Annotated in this window: 16 protein-coding genes; 5 read left to right on the forward strand and 11 right to left on the reverse strand. The window is 45.0% G+C overall.

The features are described from left to right. Positions 1-38 precede the first annotated feature (38 nt). Together CH367_RS05790 and CH367_RS05795 are read right to left on the reverse strand one after the other, a co-directional pair. The gene (locus CH367_RS05790; RefSeq protein ID WP_100761551.1) at positions 39-1,295 is read right to left on the reverse strand and encodes an MFS transporter; all 1,257 of its coding nucleotides are present in this window, start codon (positions 1,293-1,295) and stop codon (positions 39-41) included. A gap of 1 nt (position 1,296) precedes the next feature. Continuing rightward, the gene (locus CH367_RS05795; RefSeq protein WP_100762062.1) at positions 1,297-1,875 is read right to left on the reverse strand and encodes an NUDIX hydrolase; all 579 of its coding nucleotides are present in this window, start codon (positions 1,873-1,875) and stop codon (positions 1,297-1,299) included. Positions 1,876-2,087: 212 nt separating this feature from the next. On the opposite strand from CH367_RS05795, the gene CH367_RS05800 reads away from it, so the two are divergent. The 5 genes from CH367_RS05800 to CH367_RS05820 all read left to right on the forward strand — a co-directional run bounded on the left by CH367_RS05800 (position 2,088) and on the right by CH367_RS05820 (position 8,119). Next, entirely contained in the window at positions 2,088-4,112 is a 2,025-nt protein-coding gene (locus tag CH367_RS05800; RefSeq protein ID WP_100761552.1) for an ATP-dependent helicase, read from the forward strand. 2 nt (positions 4,113-4,114) lie between these two features. Further along, positions 4,115-4,762 (forward strand): tetratricopeptide repeat protein, encoded by a 648-nt coding sequence (locus CH367_RS05805; protein ID WP_100761553.1) that lies wholly within the window; start codon positions 4,115-4,117, stop codon positions 4,760-4,762. Next, positions 4,666-6,990 (forward strand): LIC_12586 family protein, encoded by a 2,325-nt coding sequence (locus tag CH367_RS05810; RefSeq protein WP_244284489.1) that lies wholly within the window; start codon positions 4,666-4,668, stop codon positions 6,988-6,990. Before CH367_RS05805 ends, CH367_RS05810 begins: the two co-directional genes overlap by 97 nt. Continuing rightward, entirely contained in the window at positions 6,960-7,373 is a 414-nt protein-coding gene (locus CH367_RS05815; RefSeq protein ID WP_100761554.1) for a hypothetical protein, read from the forward strand. Before CH367_RS05810 ends, CH367_RS05815 begins: the two co-directional genes overlap by 31 nt. Positions 7,374-7,492: 119 nt before the next feature. Further along, positions 7,493-8,119, forward strand: a complete 627-nt coding sequence (locus CH367_RS05820) for a hypothetical protein (protein ID WP_100761555.1) — start codon at positions 7,493-7,495, stop codon at positions 8,117-8,119. A gap of 58 nt (positions 8,120-8,177) precedes the next feature. Here the strand turns inward: CH367_RS05820 and lpxB are convergent, their stop codons facing one another. From lpxB to CH367_RS05865, 9 genes are all read right to left on the reverse strand, one after another. Beyond that, entirely contained in the window at positions 8,178-9,485 is a 1,308-nt protein-coding gene (lpxB, locus tag CH367_RS05825) for a lipid-A-disaccharide synthase (protein ID WP_100761556.1), read from the reverse strand. Then, positions 9,439-10,287 (reverse strand): LpxI family protein, encoded by an 849-nt coding sequence (locus CH367_RS05830; RefSeq protein ID WP_100761557.1) that lies wholly within the window; start codon positions 10,285-10,287, stop codon positions 9,439-9,441. The genes lpxB and CH367_RS05830 overlap by 47 nt, the downstream gene beginning before the upstream one ends. 12 nt (positions 10,288-10,299) lie before the next feature. Then, positions 10,300-10,536, reverse strand: coding sequence for an FmdB family zinc ribbon protein (locus CH367_RS05835; RefSeq protein ID WP_100761558.1), 237 nt, complete (start codon positions 10,534-10,536; stop codon positions 10,300-10,302). 41 nt (positions 10,537-10,577) lie between these two features. Next, positions 10,578-12,011, reverse strand: a complete 1,434-nt coding sequence (locus tag CH367_RS05840) for an SH3 domain-containing protein (protein WP_100761559.1) — start codon at positions 12,009-12,011, stop codon at positions 10,578-10,580. Positions 12,012-12,032: 21 nt separating this feature from the next. Continuing rightward, positions 12,033-13,625, reverse strand: coding sequence for a TolC family protein (locus CH367_RS05845; RefSeq protein WP_100761560.1), 1,593 nt, complete (start codon positions 13,623-13,625; stop codon positions 12,033-12,035). 44 nt (positions 13,626-13,669) lie between these two features. Then, entirely contained in the window at positions 13,670-14,545 is an 876-nt protein-coding gene (gene sucD / locus CH367_RS05850; protein WP_100761561.1) for a succinate--CoA ligase subunit alpha, read from the reverse strand. Positions 14,546-14,557: 12 nt separating this feature from the next. Further along, positions 14,558-15,730, reverse strand: a complete 1,173-nt coding sequence (gene sucC, locus CH367_RS05855; RefSeq protein ID WP_100761562.1) for an ADP-forming succinate--CoA ligase subunit beta — start codon at positions 15,728-15,730, stop codon at positions 14,558-14,560. 254 nt (positions 15,731-15,984) lie between these two features. Next, the gene (ruvA, locus tag CH367_RS05860) at positions 15,985-16,623 is read right to left on the reverse strand and encodes a Holliday junction branch migration protein RuvA (protein WP_100761563.1); all 639 of its coding nucleotides are present in this window, start codon (positions 16,621-16,623) and stop codon (positions 15,985-15,987) included. 85 nt (positions 16,624-16,708) lie between these two features. Further along, the gene (locus tag CH367_RS05865; RefSeq protein ID WP_100761564.1) at positions 16,709-17,752 is read right to left on the reverse strand and encodes an MBL fold metallo-hydrolase; all 1,044 of its coding nucleotides are present in this window, start codon (positions 17,750-17,752) and stop codon (positions 16,709-16,711) included. Positions 17,753-18,020: the final 268 nt, after the last annotated feature.

Genomic DNA, 18,020 nt, shown 5'->3' on the forward strand with positions numbered 1-18,020 from the left:
ATCGATTCTACCTATATTTGAAAATTAGAATACAATAATTATAGAATATCTTTCAATTCCATTTTGCGGAGACGCGGCGTGATCGCGCCCACGAAGGCCACGGTCAAAAGCGTCAAGGCCCCGCCCGCGACGATGGATCTTCGAATGCCGAGCCATTCTGCGGTAACCCCGGATTCGAATTCTCCGATCTCGTTCGAAGAACCGATGAAGATATGATTCACCGCGGAAACCCTTCCTCTCATGTGATCGGGAGTGTGCATCTGAACGATCGTATGACGGATCACAACGCTGACCATATCGAACGCCCCCGCGGCCGCGAGACAAAGAAAGGAGATTCTATAATCTTCCGAAAGTCCGAAAAGAATGATACAAATTCCGAAACCGAAAACGCAGGAAAGAAGAATCCATCCCGAATGTTTTTTAGGAGGTCTTGCTGCGATAAAGAACGCGCAGAGAACCGCGCCGACTCCTTGAGCCGAACGAAGAATTCCGAAGATCTCCGGGCTTTGTCCTAAAATCTTTTCGGTAAAAGAAGGAAGAAGGGCGACCGCTCCTCCGAAAAGAACCGCGAACAAGTCGAGTGAAATCGCACCGAGAATGATCTGATGTGTCGAAACGAATTTCCAACCTCCGCTTAAACTTTCCCAAATGCTTTCGCTCGTTTCCGGTTTTTGCGGAACCGGTTTTCCTTTTACGAAAAGCATCAGCGTTAAACCGAACGTCATCAAAAGAAGATCCACGGAATACGCGAAGTAAAGACCCGCGACGATGAGCAAACCTCCCGTCAAAGGACCGAGAACCAAAGAAGTCTGCCAAGCGATTCCGCTCCAAGTCGCGGCGTTCGGAAAGGTTTCCTTGTCCACGAGTTGTGTTTGAAACGCCGCGGTTGCGGGATTTAAAAATCCTCTCGCGATTCCGGAAAGAAAGATCACACCGTAGATCGGATACACTCCGAAGTCCGCGAGGATCCAACTCATATTAGGAACTACTAATACAAGAAGAAGTAAAGAACAGATCGATAAAAGACCGAGGGCCGAGGTTACGATTTTTTTTCTCGGAAAAGAATCGATGATCAAACCGGAAATCAATGCCATCGCGATGGAAGGAATCGCTTCCGCGAGACCGATAAAACCGACGTGTAAGTTGCTACCGGTGAGATGATACATCTGCCAACCGACTACGGTGGTTTGAATGCTGATGGAAAGAGTCACCATAAACTTACCGAATAAAAAGGAACGGTAGTCGGCGACTCTTAGGGCTTGAAAAGGATCGTGTTTTGTATTTGTTTGGGTCATTCTAATTCTGAATTGGGTTCTTGATAAAATACATTCCAAAAGCCGCAACCATCATCCCGTGGTGGAGAATATTGTCGTCTATCAGTTTGGGAATGTTCCGAAGGGGAGTTTCAAAAATTTCGATTTGTTCGCTGTCGTCCAGATCTTGATCGTGAAGTTTACGAACGTTTTTCGCAACGAATGTATGGCACCAGTTGTTTAAGATCGCGGGATTGCCCGTAACCTTTCCTAAGTATTCCCATTCTTCCGACACGTAACCGGTTTCTTCGACGAGTTCTGCTTGTGCGGATTCGAGAAGAGTTTTTTTCTCCGCGATGCCGCCCGGAATTTCCAAACTGAAACGGTGAATTCCGTGTATGTATTGATCGATGAGAAGAATTTGATTTTCCGGCGTAAGTGCGATCACGTTGACCCAGTCCAGGGATTCTAAGTGAAAAAAATCCTTCGAAACTTTCCGGTCGGTCGACGTCGTATGCCAGGAAACGAGTTTGAAAATGGGGGTTTGGATAATGTCTTTACGATTGCTTTTGGACCAAAGATTCGAGAGGGGATCGTATTCTTCCGGATTAAAGGGTTTCATTCTCATCTCCATTTTTTCGGAATAGGTTTTTTTCTCCAAGAGAGAATTGGAACCTTCGGAAGAATGACGTTTTTTAGGAATCGGAAATGTGGGAACTCATACTTTTCTCGAAAACTTCGCCATGGGAAATGTGGGAACTCATACAAGTTTTGGGAATTCAAGGTGTACAGGATTGACAGAATCTTTCCCACTCCAATTATGTCACATGTCCCATGAAGCTCAATCCTGAACAGGAAAAGGCGGTTCGCCACGTAGACGGACCGATTCTCATATTTGCCGGAGCTGGCTCCGGAAAAACGCGCGTGATCTCGAATCGAATCGCGCATTTGATCGAAAACGCGGGAGTTCCCGCGGGAAAAATCGTGGCCCTTTCCTTCACGAACAAAAGCGCACGGGAAATGGAAGAGCGGGTCCGCAAAATGATACCGCGTCAAAAGCTCAAAGGAATCATACTTTCCACGTTTCACTCTCTCGGACTCAACATTCTCAAAAAACATATCGGACTTTTGGGATACAAACATCCGTTCCTGTTATTGAATCAGAACGATCAGGAAGGATTCGTAACTACATTATTGATTGCTAATAAAGTAGAACTCAAAAAAACGAAAGTCCCCGAGATCCTCGGAAAAATATCCAGGATCAAAAACTCCGGACCTTCTTATCGGGAATATCTGGATTCGTCTCTCGTAGAATCGGATCAGATCGCGAACCTCATCTTTGACAGTTATCAGAATTCTTTGAAGGAACAAAACTCCCTCGACTTCGACGATCTCATTCTTCTTCCCGGAATTTTGCTCAAAGAGTTTCCGGAAGTCAGGGAAGAATATCACAAGAAGTTTCAATACTTCATGGTCGACGAGTTCCAAGACACGAATCAAACCCAGTATGTTTTTCTGCGCGCGCTTATGGGGGAGAATCGAAATCTCTGCGTGGTCGGAGACGACGACCAATCCATCTACGCGTTCCGAGGTTCGGACTTAAGTTTGATTCTCGGTTTTGAAAACGATTTTCCCGAAGCCAACGTTGTGCGTCTTTTGGAGAATTACAGATCCACCCAGGTGATCATTCAAGGCGCCAATTCGCTTATCAAAAACAATCTTTCGAGAAGATCCAAGGAATTATTCTCCTCCATTCCCGGAGGAAGAAAGATCCGTTATATAGAAAGAATGGACGAGAAGGACGAAGCGGCTTACGTCGTGGATTGTATTCGAGAAGAAATGATCAAGGACGCAAGAATCGGAAGTCAGATCGCGATTCTTTTCAGAACCAATTTTCAAACGCGTCCCTTTGAAGAGGAACTGAGAAGCAGATCGATTCCTTATAAACTCGTGGGCGGATATAACTTCTTCGATCGTAAGGAAGTTCGGGATATGATCTCCTACATCCGATTGATCGCGAACACGAGGGACGACGCATCTCTATTAAGAATTTTGAATTATCCGAAACGCGGAATCGGACCGGGAAGTATTTCTCTCATCCACGAAAAGGCCGCGCACATGGGAGAATCCTTATACGAGATTCTTTTCCGAGTCTGCGAATCTCCCGATTTTATACCGAGTCTTCAAAAGAAGATTCAATCCGAGATTTACAATTTCGTAAACCTGATCGAACGGACCAAAAAGAAATTCTCCACCGCGCCTAAGATGTATTTTGCGTTTCGTGAATTCATCCAAGAGGTCGGAATCGAAAAGGAAATTCTTCTCGAGGAAAAAGAAGAGAAGGTAGCCAAGGCTCGTTCGTTCAATCTTTCCGAGCTCGTAAACATGATGTCTTACTTTGAGGAGAATTACGATTCTCCCGAAAAACCGACGTTATTCGATTTTATCAACCGTCTGAATTTGCTCATGGAGGACGAAACTCCTTCCGAAGATGATAAGGAAGACAATCGGGTCCAGCTCCTCACGATTCATCAATCGAAGGGATTGGAATTCGATTCGGTTTATGTCGCGGGAATGGAAGAGGGGATTCTCCCCAATTCCAGGGTGCTTACGGAAGAATCTTCCGTGGATGAGGAAAGGCGTTTGTTGTATGTGGCTATGACCCGTGCTAGGAAGCATTTATGCTTGACAGGGGCCGCAAATCGACGCAAATTTGGGGAGCAAATGGCTACCCAGGCCTCCCGGTTCCTTACGGAAATCGATTCGGAGACTATGGACTGGGTTTCCAATGATGAGGTTCGACAACAGGAGACAGATGACTTCTTCGCCGAGCTTGAAAAATTGAAAACAGGATCGTAGACATGACTTTTTACAAAAATATATTTACTCTGGTGATAATATTCCTTCTTTCCGCGTGTGCAAGCGGTCAGAAATCCGTTGACTCGGGTCTTTCTCAGGAATCCGCAGTCCGTTCCAAAATTCAAGGAATCGATTCCCAACTTTCCGTTTCCAATTTAGACGAAAAAAAGCGTTCGTCCTTACTCATGGAAAAAGCAAAACTTCTGCTTCAAATCGAATCTTATAAAGAAGCTTCCATCGTTTTAAAAGAAATCCAAAGTTCTAAAGAAGGAAAAGGTCTCGAACACTTAGACCACTACCTCGGAACCGCTTACTTGGGCATCAACGACACCGAAAACGCAATCGTTCATTTTAGAAAATCGGAATCCGTGGATAAAAATTACGAGTCCACAACTCGTAAAAAGATGTATGCAAAAGCCCTCTACCAAGAGGAAAAATACGGACTCGCTCTCGGAATTTTAGGACGCGCATCCAGAGAGAAAGAATTTGAAAAAGACATTCTCTTTTACGAAACCGTAGCCAATAGTTTTATGCGGATCAAGGAATTCAAAAGATGTCAGATGGTTCTGGAAGAGGGACTTCAGAAGTTTCCGGAGAGTCCGGTTCTGAAAGAAATCCAGGAACAACTTTCTCAGGTTCTTCCAAGATAACTCGCCCCATTCTCAAATTCAGTCTATTTCAAAAGGTTCGGCAGAGGTTTCAAACCTTTGCCCCTGTTGATATTCTCCGCTTCCTCGGATCTTTCTTTCTTTTCTTAAAGGAAAACAGAAGAACGAAAATCATTCTCATTTCGTTTGTGATCGTGGTTTCGGTTCACGCGATCGTAGTCGAGTCGGTCGGCTACTACGTTCGAAACTATCTTTTGGATCTGCGCGGCTTAAAGGAACTTTCCAGAAACTTCATCAACAAGGAACTCGGACGCGCGGTGACGCTCGGAGTTGTGGAATACGATTTTCCGAACGCGGTCGTATTCGAAGACTTTCGGATTTCCTCAGAAGAGGATTTCGCTCTCAATCATATTCTTTTCAGAACCAACAAGATCCAGTTTAAACTCGGAGGTTTGTGGAAAGGACAACCTTATATACGCGGGATCGTGGTGAAAGATTCCTCGATCAACATAGATCTTCAGGATCAGATTTCGGGAGAATTGATCGACTACGTCCAAAAGATCAACATTCCGGAAATCCGATTGATGAATACGACGATCACGATTTCCAGAGGCGGCGAAGAAGTATTGAACGCCCTCAAAGGAATCGACATCGTCATCACCAAACGCCCCGAAGGTGTCACCGTCGCCGTGAGCGATTCTCTTTTTCCTTTGCCGTATTCCAGATTTATCCAAGGAACTTTCGAAACCAAGTTCGGCTCGGAAGAATCCAAAAGTATATTCCGTTTTCAGAATGTAAAAGCCGAGAAAATCCGAGGAATTTATTCGCTATTCGGAAAGATGGCCTTGAGCTCCGGAAAAATTTCGGGAGAATATGAGATTCTTCTTAACGGAAAAAACGTTTCCGTAAAAGGAAAGAACGAGTTTACGAACGTTTCCGGAAAAATTCTTCAGGATCTTCCCTTAGGTTTAAAAGTTCCGGATTTGAAGGACGCCGATCTTGTTCACGAGATGGATCTAAAACTCGACGAAACGGGCGAAAAACAGATTCACACTTTTACAAAAGAGGAGAATCTATTTCGTCTAACGTATTCCGCGAATCCGAAAAAACTCGCGAGCTGGGAAGTTTTCGCGGACTGGAAGAATATTCAGGAGTTAAAATCCGTTTTCCAACTTCCCGGGGATCTCGAAATTCTCGAAGGGCAATTAAACCTGAAAGGGAAATGGGACGAATCGGGCAACTACGGCGATTGGATCAAAGGCGGAGTTTCTCTGAGTCTTTTGGGTTTTCATTGGAAGGATCCGTTCTTCGACGTTCAGTTGGATCAGGCGAATCTAAACGTTCTTCCCGGAAATTTGATGGAGTTTACCGCGAAAGGAAATCTTTTTCAAGAACCGATTTCAACGAAGATTACCGGCAAAACCGGCTGGAAAAAATCGGTTCGAGGCAACGGGACTTTTTATTATCCTTTATACAACGATTGGAAATGGGATCTTGAACTCGATCGTATTTCGGTGAAGGACTTTCTTCCGGTTTATCATTCTTGGAAGAATTGGATTCGCACCGATATCAAAACCCGTCAGGAAAAACTGGTTCCGGAAATCCGTTGGACCAGAACTCCATTTTACAAATATCTAATAGAGTATCTTACGTTCACCGTTCACTGGAAGTTGAAATCGTTTCGATTCAAGGATAAGGATCTCGGAAGGGTCACCTTGGACGGAAAAGTGATTCCGTTCTTTTCAAGATTGGATCTAAAAGGGTTTCAAGGGGAGAATCAATTCGTAGAAGCGTTCGCGAATTTTACCTTCGGTCAGGACAATCCGTATATGGATCTGAGACTGAAGGTTACGGAGATGCCTTGGGAAGAAACGGTGAACGGTTTCTGCGGCGCGTTGCTCGTGCCGGAAACGGTGACTTCCGATATTTCGATTCGTTTGTTCGGGGACGACTTTTTAGCGCTCCACAATTCCTTAAACGTTTTGAACAACGTGAGTTTCAATCGTTCCCGTTTTCAGGACAAAAGATCTCTTCCTTTGAATCTCAGAGAACCTTTCGACTTCGGATACGAACAGAATATTCTTCCCACATTATCGTATTACAGAAATATCTTTTGGAAAAACGAAACCGCAGATCTTACCGGTTACGGCGCCGTGGAACCAAATCGGATTCGGATCAGCGCAAACGGAAAGTTGAACGATACCTTTATCGGCAGAAAATTCAGGGAGGAATCCGGAGAATGCAAACTGGAATCAACAGGAGACAGATAGTTTTAGTCGTCGCCGGAGTTCTTCTGACGATTCTGCTCGTTTTCGGAATTTATCTTTATATATTCAAAAAAACTGATATTCCTTTGGGGAAAGACTCACAATCGAGAATCGATTTGATCGGAACCTGGAGGGTTTCTCCTATCGTTCCTTCGATGCAGATTCGGTTTATCAGCGAAAAAGAGGCCATTCTTCTCGAGGAAGACAACGAGACTAAGTTGTATTTGATCGAGGACGGGGACGGTCTTCAACTCAGAAGAAGAGGGGAAGAAACTCCGAGCGGTTATTTTTTATTTCGCGAACTCAAGTCGAATACTTGGCAGGGACTTTGGGGAGACGACCTGGTCGTATTAAAAAGACTTTCTTCGGATAACGGTTCCCGTTAAACGTTATACGCGCTTTCCCGATAATTGGTTTTCACAAAGCCGATCTCAAAAATATTGGCTTCATGAAGTTCGTTCGGCCTTTGATTCTTTTTTTGATTTCTATGTTTGTCCGATGTAATATGGGCGCTTCCCCGGAGGGCGTCGTATTTCACGAGGTATGCGTAAACGAATGTAAGAAATCCGCAAAGAGTTGTTATTCTTCGATTCCGATTTTATATTTAAATAATGCGACATCCGGTTCTTTCTTCGGGGTTAACGCGGACAACGAAACGATCGGTTCCAATGATACGTTTTCAAACGCACAGTTAAAACCTCTTCCCACGATTCAATCGACTTCTTTGACCGCGAATATCAATCCGGCGGGCGAATACGACTTCTTCGTTTATTCTTCGAGTTTAAGTTCTTCGTATAAGATTTCCCTTATTTCCGGCAACGTATCCTGTGATCTGTTTGTAGGTCCGTATCAAGGTTCGAATATGACTGTCAATCCGAGCGGAGGGTTGATATCGAAAGGTTTTTTGAGCGCTTCCGGAATTACGACGAACGTAACCAATACGGAATATCTTTACATACGTTGTACGTCCGCTTCCGCCGGAGAATATAAGATCGGTTTTGAAGATATGACGAACGGGCCCAATTCGAGTTCTACCGCGAAGACATTTACTACGGTGATGCTCGCATCGACCGTAATGTTTTGCAACGATACGAAAAAAAGCTGTCTACAAGGTTGCGAACTCTTTCAGTAAAAAGATAAAAACTTTCGGATTATGATCTGAAAATTCTTCTAAGAAAAGTCCGAGTTTTTTAAGTCGGTTCTCCGATTTTTTCGACGCTCGCGACGCCGGTTCTTTTGTAAATTCCCTTGATCAATTTCGTGATTTCTCTCGAAGCGTGTCTGGAAGAATTCTCGTTGCCTAAGGCTTCCTTGACCTTGCGGATCTCTTCGATCGTTTTCGTTCTATACTTTTTGTTTTCCAAAAGTGCGATCGATTCTTCCACGATATGAGCCGGTGTACATTCCGCTTGAACGATTTCTCTGCAAATTTCCTTACCCGAAAGGATGTTCACAAGACCGATATGAGGGGTTTTGATGAACAAGGAACCGATCACATAGGTCAACATGCTGACTTTGTAAAGTATGATCATCGGTTTTTCGAAGTAGGCGACTTCGAGGGTTGCGGTTCCGGAAGTCACTAAGACAAGATCCGAGGCTTCGATCGCGCGAAGAGAACGGTCGAACAGATATTCGATTTTCAGGTTTACGTATTTCGTTTTAGCAAGTTCGATCTGCTCGAGAATATAAACCTCTTCCTTCTGGTTGATATTCGGCAAAAGAAAACGAACCTTCTTTTTTTCGTTCTCGTAGTGATCGGAAAGTTGTCCTGCTGTCTCCAAAAGATCGTTCAGAATTCTTCGGATTTCACCGCTTCTAGAACCGGGCATCAAAGTGATGACCGAATGAAAATGAGTTTTGTCTTCGGGCTCGGCAATAACCGCTTCCTTACGGATTTTTTCCCGAAGTCGAACCGCAAGAGGATGCCCCACGAATTCGCAGGGGACTCCGTAACGATCGTAAATATCTTTCTCAAACGGAAATAGAACGAGCATCAGATCTATATTGTCTCGGATCGTATAGATTCGATTGAACTTCCAAGCCCAGAGTTGCGGAGAAACATAAAAGATGACGGTGATCCCGAGTTTCTTCAATTCTTTGGCCAGACGAAGATTAAAACCGGGATAGTCGATGAGAATCGCGTGTGTGCAATTCTTTTCGATGGCGACGTCGAGAAGTCTTCCGATCAAAGCCTTTAAGAATCTGTATTTAAAAAGAATCGCTGAAAATCCTATGATGGAAAGTTCTTCCATGGATTCAATCGAAGTAAAACCTTCTTCGATCATTCTTTCCCCGCCGACGCCGAACGTTTCGAGATCGGGAAAGTTTTTCTTGAGTTCTCGTATGAGTTCTCCACCCAAAAGATCGCCCGAATGTTCTCCCGCTAACATGAGAATTTTCGGATCTTCCTTCTTGATCGAAGCGGTAATCGAACGTTTGGATGCGGGTTGATTACCGGATTTTTTGGGTTGTAGAGTTGATTTTCGTAAGGTTGCCACTGCCGATACTCAAGATGTGGATTTTTAATTTTTCTGCAAGGTTAATAAATTCTTTTGGATGTACGATGATCGTTTCACCCGTGCGAAGCGCCAAGATTCCGCAGTTGTTTTCATACATAGTCTTCAAGGTTTCCTCGCCGACGGTGGGAAGATCAAAACGATGATCCTGACCCGGTTTGGAACTTTTACACACGACCGCCTTTCCTTTTTTCGCGTAAGAACCGCCTCGTTTGATCGCGAGATCGGTTCCTTCCACCGCTTCCACGGCAAGAACCGATTTGTCGAGAACCACGACGGTTTGGCCGATATCGAGCGCGGCCATCTTCTCCGCATATTCCATTCCGAACGCGACGTCTTCGAGTTCCTTTTTGGAAAGGGATTTTTTCGTGTATCGTCCTTCGGGAAGAAAGAGGGATTTTAAATACGTCTTTTGGGAAATGATCGTGATCTTTTCCTTTGCGAACTCGTCCGAAACCGTTTTGAAAATCGAGTAATCGTGTTTGTTGATCATTCTCGCCAAAAGACTGATCGCTTTCAGATCGAATTTAAGGTTTTTGAATATGATTTCCTTTTTGACCTTTCCGAGTAGAAGAAGACGATCGATTCCCTGTTGTTTGCACAACTTCATAAGGGCTCCGATCTTGACGATGTGAATCGGAAGATTTCGATTTCCGTAATTTCCGGGTTGGAAATCGGATTCGATGATGGAAAGAAAGATCGGATCTTCGCCAGCCGCGAGAGCCTCTTTCATTCCGATATGAGGTAGTTCTCCCGCTCCGGCGAGAATTCCGAGTCGTCCCAAGTTAAAACCGAATCAGTCCGAAGACGCCGAGGATTTTGCGGATTCGCCCGAACCCGAACCGCTCTTTTTGTAATCGGTCACGTAAAAACCGGTTCCTTTGAAGATGATCCCGGATCCGTTGGAAATCATTCTTTCCACGTCCCCTTGTTTTCCACAAAGATGACAATCTTTGACGGGATCGTCTTTCATCGCGTGAAATATCTCGAACGTTTGTCCGCAGGCTTTACATTTGTAGTCGTATGTCGGCATGGAAATCTCTCTATTAGAATATTCTAATTTACTATCGCTTATTACGGGACGAACTTGAATTGAAAAACGCTCAAACTCGAATCTCCATTCTCTCTCGCCATGGGAAGACAAAGTCTCCAACGAATTCCGGAACTTGAGTCTATCGATTCCAGTGAATCGATTCCCGAAAGAACCCTTTTTTCCGAAACGATCAAACCGCCCTGAAAACCGGAACCGCCGCTTTGTATATTTAGACGAAATCTCTTCTTCGAAAAGTTGTCTCCGGTGATGTATCGATTGCGGTTGATGGAAATACTTTCCTTATCCATTTCGATTTCAAAGGCCTTGCGTAAGTCGCCCGGCGAACCGGCGAATAACGTAAAAACCGGAAGGCTTTCGTCTCCGCCTAAAAATGCGAGATAGAATTCAAGATCGCGAAACGGTTCTTCGACGGAACGGCAAACCAGATCGTATTTATTTTTGGAAGAATGGAGAACGATGCCCGTGTCGCCGTCGAGAGCGATCTTTTCCGTGGGATGGTATTCACCTTGGAACCCGTTCGGAGGCGAAGATTCTTTCCAAGATTCGAAATCCCAAACGGGAGAACGATCCAATGCGCGGAAGGATTCTTCCATGTTTTGGGAGATCGAAAGATCCGAGGAAATATTTTTCAGAAAGCCCGAAAAGATCCAGCCGACGCTTCCGTTTCTCAGATCCAAAACCTGATTCCAGTTTCCGCGTTTGCCCGCGATCGTTTCCGTGCGGGAATCGCGATCGAGAATGAATACGGTTTCTCCGCCCTTAAATTGAAACGCGATCGGATTTTCGGTTCCCGGTCCCGTTCTAACGTTTAGATTCTTTCCTTCGATTTTCGCCTTACCGCCGCTAAACGGAGAATCCTCTCTTCCCGAAAAATATTCGAGCAGTCGAGCCAGTTTTGTTCTTCCGGTTTCGTCCAGTTCTTTCGCGCTTCCCGCGGACAAAGATTTGAGAAGGGCTTGGTTGTATTCGTTGTAAAGCGGAAGAGGGTTGGAAGAAATTAATTTCGTAAGATAACGGGAAAGAATATCCTGAGTTTCGTATTCGGCGCCTAAGGTGAGTTTTTTACAAAGGGCTCTTGTTTTTAAAAAAGAACCGTCCGGTAAAAACGAAAAGAATCTGTCCTCGAACGTGAAGATCGTTCTTCCGCCCACTTCTCGTTTTGAAAATTTAAGCCCGGATTTGTCCGCGAACTTCTGTGCGACTCTTTCTTTCTTTTCGGCGGAGACGGTAAGAAGTTGCGAGTTGTATTCCGCAAGAGACATGGACGCGTAAGAATAATCTTCCAAGTCCGGATCCTTTTTGGAAAGAACCTCTAAAACTACGTCGTCCCAGTTTCCTTTGGAAAAATTCTTATAAACGGAATCGGTTTTGCGCGTTGCAATTTTCCAAACGAGAAAACCGAGAAGAATGGAGGCAAAGAATAGGCCGAGGGCTACAAAAAAACTCTTTCTCAATCGTACCTCGGCCTCTTTCTATCAATCTAAGTTCGGGAGTAGTTTGTCTCGTTCCACTTGAAAGCGTTCGAGCAAGGAATTCTTCGCGAGATAATAACGCAGAAGATCGATGTTGAAGTTCACTTTCGCCTGAGTCAGTCTGAGCTCGTCTTGAACGTGTGTGTCTAACGCGTTCTTTACGGAAACCGCGTCGGCTCTACCTTGACGGAAACTACGAAGAACTCCGTTGTAGTAGCTGTTACTTTCCCTTTCGGTGATGATGTTGTTTTTAAAAATTCTATGGCTTGCTTCAAGAGCTTCGATCCGAGTTTTTACGTCGTCTCTCACTTCGTTTTTCAATTCTTCTTCTCTCAGTGTAGCCTGACGCATTCCGATGTTTGCGTCGCGAACTCCCGCGAAAATTCCTTTGTCCATGATCGGATAGACGAAGTTCATTTGTCCGGTCCATTCTTTATACTTCGCGGTTGTGATTCCGTGGGTTGAATCTACGTAATTCTCCTGAGGAGAAACGATGTTCTGAGCCTGGCTCGCTCCGGTTCCGGAAAGAGTCAGAGTAGGAAGACGATCGTTGTTCGCGTTTTTTAACGCCGCTTCCGCGATGTCTTTTTGTTTCAGAGCGTTTAAAAAGTCGGCTCTGTGTTTATAAGCATATTCTAAATCTTTTGTATATTCCGGTTTTTCAGACAGATCTTCGAGAAGATTGGTTTCTTCGGAAAGAGTGGTTCCGTCCGGAATTTTTAAGGAACGAACGAGTTTACGTTTTGCTTCTTCTTTTTGAACCTGAGCGGTTTCCAATTGGTTTTCCGCTTGGGCAAGAAGTGCGTTCCACTGATTGACTTCGAAACTCTCCGAAAGTCCGAGGCCTTGTTTACGAACGGTAAGATTGCGGATGTTTTTGGTATTCTCTACGAGTTGTTTGTATGTCTTAACGGCTTGGGTTTTAATGGAATAGTCCCAAAAGTCGACAAGAGAATCCACGATTACACCGGAGATTTGTTGAGATACTTGGTTCTTTGCGATCTCTGCTTGGGACTCGAGAATTTTTACTTCGTTTCTTCCCTTATAACCGAAAGAGTTTTTGAGTAAGTCCTGACTGATCGTCGCTCTTACAAATCCCGTATAAAGAGGAGGAATTCCCAATGCCGCAAATCCCGCGGGAGTTGTGGCCGCGTTTTCAAACGCGTTCGAGTCGAATCTTCTCGTTCCGGCTTCCACTTTGAAGTAGGTTCCGGTCGTTTGAAGAGTTTTTTCGATCCCACCCTTGATGGTATCGTCGGAGATCTTCGTTCCTGAGAGGAGGTTCGCTTGGTTAAAAGGAAGAATGGACTGACTCGCTCTTCCGTCCGCTACCAATCTCCAGGAATACTTGGAATCGTTTTTTAGAAAGTTCGTATCGGATTTCGCCAATTCATAACGAAGGTTCTGTAAGCTATAATTACTTTCGAGGGCGCGTTTTACGGTTTCTTCCGTGGAAAGTTTGAGCGTCGTGTTTGTTGTCGCACCTTCCGAGAAAAGTGTCGTAGACAGAAGAAGAACGAAACTTCCTAAAAGTATCCGGGAAATTTCCCGAACTTTCGGAATCCTTGTTTGAGAATTTTTGACTTTATTTTCCATTCCGTGCTCCTTCCGTTTTGGACCCTTGTAAGAATAGACCCTGGTTAACCCAGAGCCTTCTTCATTTTTTCTCCAACTTCGGCGATAGATTGGCAAACTTGAATGCCCGCTTCCTGCATCGCTTTCATTTTGGAGGCCGCAGTTCCTAAACCGCCGCTGATGATCGCACCCGCGTGCCCCATTCTTTTGCCTGGAGGAGCGGTTTGACCAGCGATAAAACCTACCACAGGCTTTTTTACGTAATTCTTGATGTATTCTGCGGCTTCTTCTTCGGAAGTTCCGCCGATTTCACCGATCATTACGATTCCCTTGGTTTCAGGGTCTTCGTTCAACAATTTGATCGCTTCGGTGTGGTTCATTCCTGGAACAGGGTCCCCGCCGATTCCGATACAAGTGGATTGTCCCAGACCTTGTTTCGTGATCTGAGCAACAGACTCGTAAGTTAAGGTTCCGGAACGGGAAACAATTCCAACCGAACCTGGGCTGTGGATAAAACCGGGCATAATTCCGAGTTTTTGTTTTGCGCGAGGAGTGATTACTCCGGGGCAGTTTGGTCCCACAAGTCTGGTTTTGGAGTTTCTAAGGACGCTGTAAACCTTCAACATATCGTGTGTAGGAATTCCTTCCGTGATACAAATCACGAGCGGAAGTTCCGCGAGAATTCCTTCAATGATCGCGTCCGCGGCGAATGCCGGGGGAACGAAAATAACAGCGGCGTTTACGCCTTCGTTCTTTACGGAATCTTGGATCGTGTTGAATACGGGAACCTTATCTTCCCATTTGCTTCCGCCTTTTCCGGGAGTAACTCCGGCTACGACTTTCGTGCCGTAAGCGAGCATTTGTGTCGCGTGAAAAGAACCTTCCTTACCGGTGATTCCTTGAACTACGACTTTTGTATTTTCATCTACTAATACTGCCATGTGTGTTCTCTCTTATTGAATGAGTTTGGCAATGGTGCTTGCCGCTTCACGGAGATCGTCGACTCCGGTAATTTTCAGTCCGCTTTTGTTGAGGACTTCTCTTCCGAGTTCCGAGTTGGTTCCTTGGAGACGAACCACGAGAGGAACCTTAAGATCCACAGCCTTAGCCGCTTCGATGATTCCTTCGGCAACCATATCGCAACGAACGATTCCGCCGAAGATATTTACGAAGATTCCTTTTACGTTCGGATCACCGAGGATGATTTTGAATCCGTTGGTTACGGTGGTCTTGTTCGCTCCACCTCCTACGTCGAGGAAGTTTGCGGGTTCCGCACCGGCGAGTTTTACGATGTCCATAGTCGCCATTGCGAGTCCGGCGCCGTTGACCATACAACCGATGTTTCCGTCTAACTTGACGTAGTTGAGGTTGAACTCGGAAGCTTGAACTTCGAGAGGATCCTCTTCGGTGATGTCTCTGAAAGCCGCGTTGTCCGCGTGACGGTAGAGAGCGTTTTCGTCGAGGTCGATTTTACAGTCGCCCGCGATGATTTCGTTTTGTTTGGTAAGAATCAGAGGGTTGATTTCCAAAAGAGAAGCGTCTTCTTTGATATACGCTTCGTAAATCGCCATCACCAAACTTTGGAAAGATTTGTGGGATTCGGAAGGAAGTCCAAGATCGAAAGCAAGTTGTCTTGCTTGATTTACTTGGAGACCGATTCCGGGATCGATTGCGATTTTCAGGATTTTTTCAGGATGAGTTTCCGCTACTTCTTCGATTTCCATTCCACCTTCTGTGGAAGCCATGATGATGGTTTTGCGAATGGAACGATCGAGTAGAATACTTAGATAATATTCCTTTGCGATATCGATTCCCTGTTCCAGATACACTTTCAGGACTTTCTTTCCTTCAGGTCCGGTTTGGGGAGTGATGAGTTGCATGCCGAGAATTTTGTCTATTGCGGCGGTTGCATCTTCTTTCGTTTTGGTTACTTTTACGCCGCCACCCTTTCCGCGTCCACCTGCGTGGATTTGCGCTTTTACAACTACGACAGAACCACCGGTTTTGGAGGTAACTTCGTCATGGGCTTTGGATCCGTTTTCTTTCTTATCGATTACGACACCAAATGGGACGTTGGCTTTGTGCCTTCTCAGGATTTCTTTTGCCTGATACTCGTGAATTTTCATGAATTAACCTTCATTGAACTTAGTTCAGTGCTTTTAGTAGGAGGTAAAGTTTACTCTAAATTTATAATGTTTTCGGCGGGAACTCTGGTGTCAGTAAAAAATTCAGAGGATTGGCGATTCGGTGCGGAAGTTTTGGGCCCGAATGATTTCAAGGGATTGGGATCGGGGAAACTTGTGGGAACTCCGCGTAAGCAAGTCAGTTCAGTTTAGCCTTTCGAAAAGTAGCCAGGTTTGAAGTAATTTTGTGGGAACTCTTACAAACTCTTTAGAATTTCCCGGATGATCTCGCCCGGATCGGTTTCCGGAGAATTTTTCAAAACCTTATCCACTTCCTTGCTCGCCGTTTTTTCCTCAAAACCCAATTGAACCAAACCGAGAATCGCGATTTCTCGTTTTCTCGAGAAGGCCGCTTCTTCGGGGGTTTGGGAAGAGGTCGGTAGAACGACCGAAAGTTCTTTCGAGGAACCCGATAAGAAGAGTTCCAACTTTTTCAGATTCTGCTTTACCTCGAAGAAAATCTTTTCCGATGTTTTGCCTTTTACTTTGGGAATCTTTTCGAGTTCCTTGGCCTCGCCGGATTGAGCGATTCTATATAAGTCTTCCGCGGAAAAAAAGGAAAGAATTTTGAGCGCCGTCAATTCTCCGATTCCTTGAAGGCCTTTGATGACCTTGAAAAATTCTTTGTCCTGTTCGGTTAAGAATCCGAAAAGCCTCTGACCTCTTTCGCTCATTGCGTGAAAGATATGAAGTTGAACGTCCTTTGCGGAGGGAATACTTTTGAGTTCCAGGTAGGTTTTAAAGGAAATCGTAACCTCGTACGTTACTCCGCCGGTTTCGATATGCGCAAAACCGACTTCCAATTTTTTGAGAATTCCTTTGAGCCCTGAGATCATGGTTCCACACGAGGCTTTCGAAACTTAGAGTAAAGTGAATTTTGTAGGATCTCCCACAGATTTCTAATCGAAGTTCTTCTTTACATCAAAGATCGATGATTTCGCCCATCGTCCAAACTTTAAGAGGAGGTGCGGCTCCGTTTTTTTCGGAATGCAACTTCTTGAGATAAAGAGGAGCCTCCGAAGGAAGATCGTCTCCCAGCGCGAACGTTCCCCAGTGAACCGGCAAAAGAAGAGAAGAACGAAGAATGCCGCTTGCTTCCAAGGCTTCTTTAGGTCCGATATGCGCGGCTTCCATGAACCATCTCGGTTTGAACGCGCCGATCGGAAGAAGGGTCGCCGAAAATCCTTGAGGAAAACGTTTTCCGATTTCGGAGAAATGTTTCGAAAAGCCGGTATCACCACCGAAGTATATTCTAATATTCTCAAATTCGAATGCGTAACTTCCCCAGTGATACTGATTCGTGTCGGTCAGTCCCATTCTACTCCAGTGTTTTGCGGGAAGAAAGTGGATCTTGGTTCCGGCGTATTCGGTAACGTTCCACCATTCTTGGATGACCGAGTTTTCAAAACCTTCGTCCTTTGCGAATTCTCCCATACCGGATGGAAGATGCAGAGTCACTTCCGGAAATAATTTCTGAATTCTTTTGATGGAATCTATATCCAAATGATCCCTGTGGGCGTGGCTGATAACTACGACATCCACACCGGGAAGGTCCTCGGGTTGGATCGGAAGTTCGGTAAGTCGCTTAACAAAAGGTGGAACTCCGGTAAAGATCGGATCGGTAAGAATGTGCATTCTTTTGCCGTGAAAGTTCGCGGCGATCCACACGGTTGCATGTCCGAGCCAGATAATTCTCACCTTACCTTCGGGCGCGAGAAAATCCTCTTTCTTTCTTGGAATCACATCCGGAATTTTTTCCAGGTTTCCTTCTACGGCTGGAGGGTCGCTCGGACCGAAGAGTTTCCAGCGAATGACCGCGAGGAAACCTTTATTCAGTTTATCGTCATCTTCGATATTGTGATATTTGCCGTCCTGAAAGTGAGAAGACCGAACTCTTTCCGGGTCCACTGGAAAACAGGTTTGAAGTAAGATAAGAATGGTGAGGAGTAGAAGAATTTTTTTCATAAGGCAGATTGAAACGTTCGATCCCGAATTTTTCACCAGGTTCCTGAATCCTGGAAAGTTCTGCGAATCTTCTTTTCAAAATCGAAGGGGAGAATCCGGTTTTTTCGTTCTTGCAAGAATTTATTTTTATTTGGTCCGACAAAGTGTCCGAAAGAAAAATACTTGAAATGTAAAATCGGCCCTTCCCCGAACAAGAGCAAGTCTTTGTTCCATAAAACAATGAGTATGTTCCCCGAGCGGACCCGCTTTTTATTTTTCTATTTCTTTT

The organism is Leptospira barantonii, from assembly GCF_002811925.1.
Lineage (GTDB): Bacteria > Spirochaetota > Leptospiria > Leptospirales > Leptospiraceae > Leptospira > Leptospira barantonii.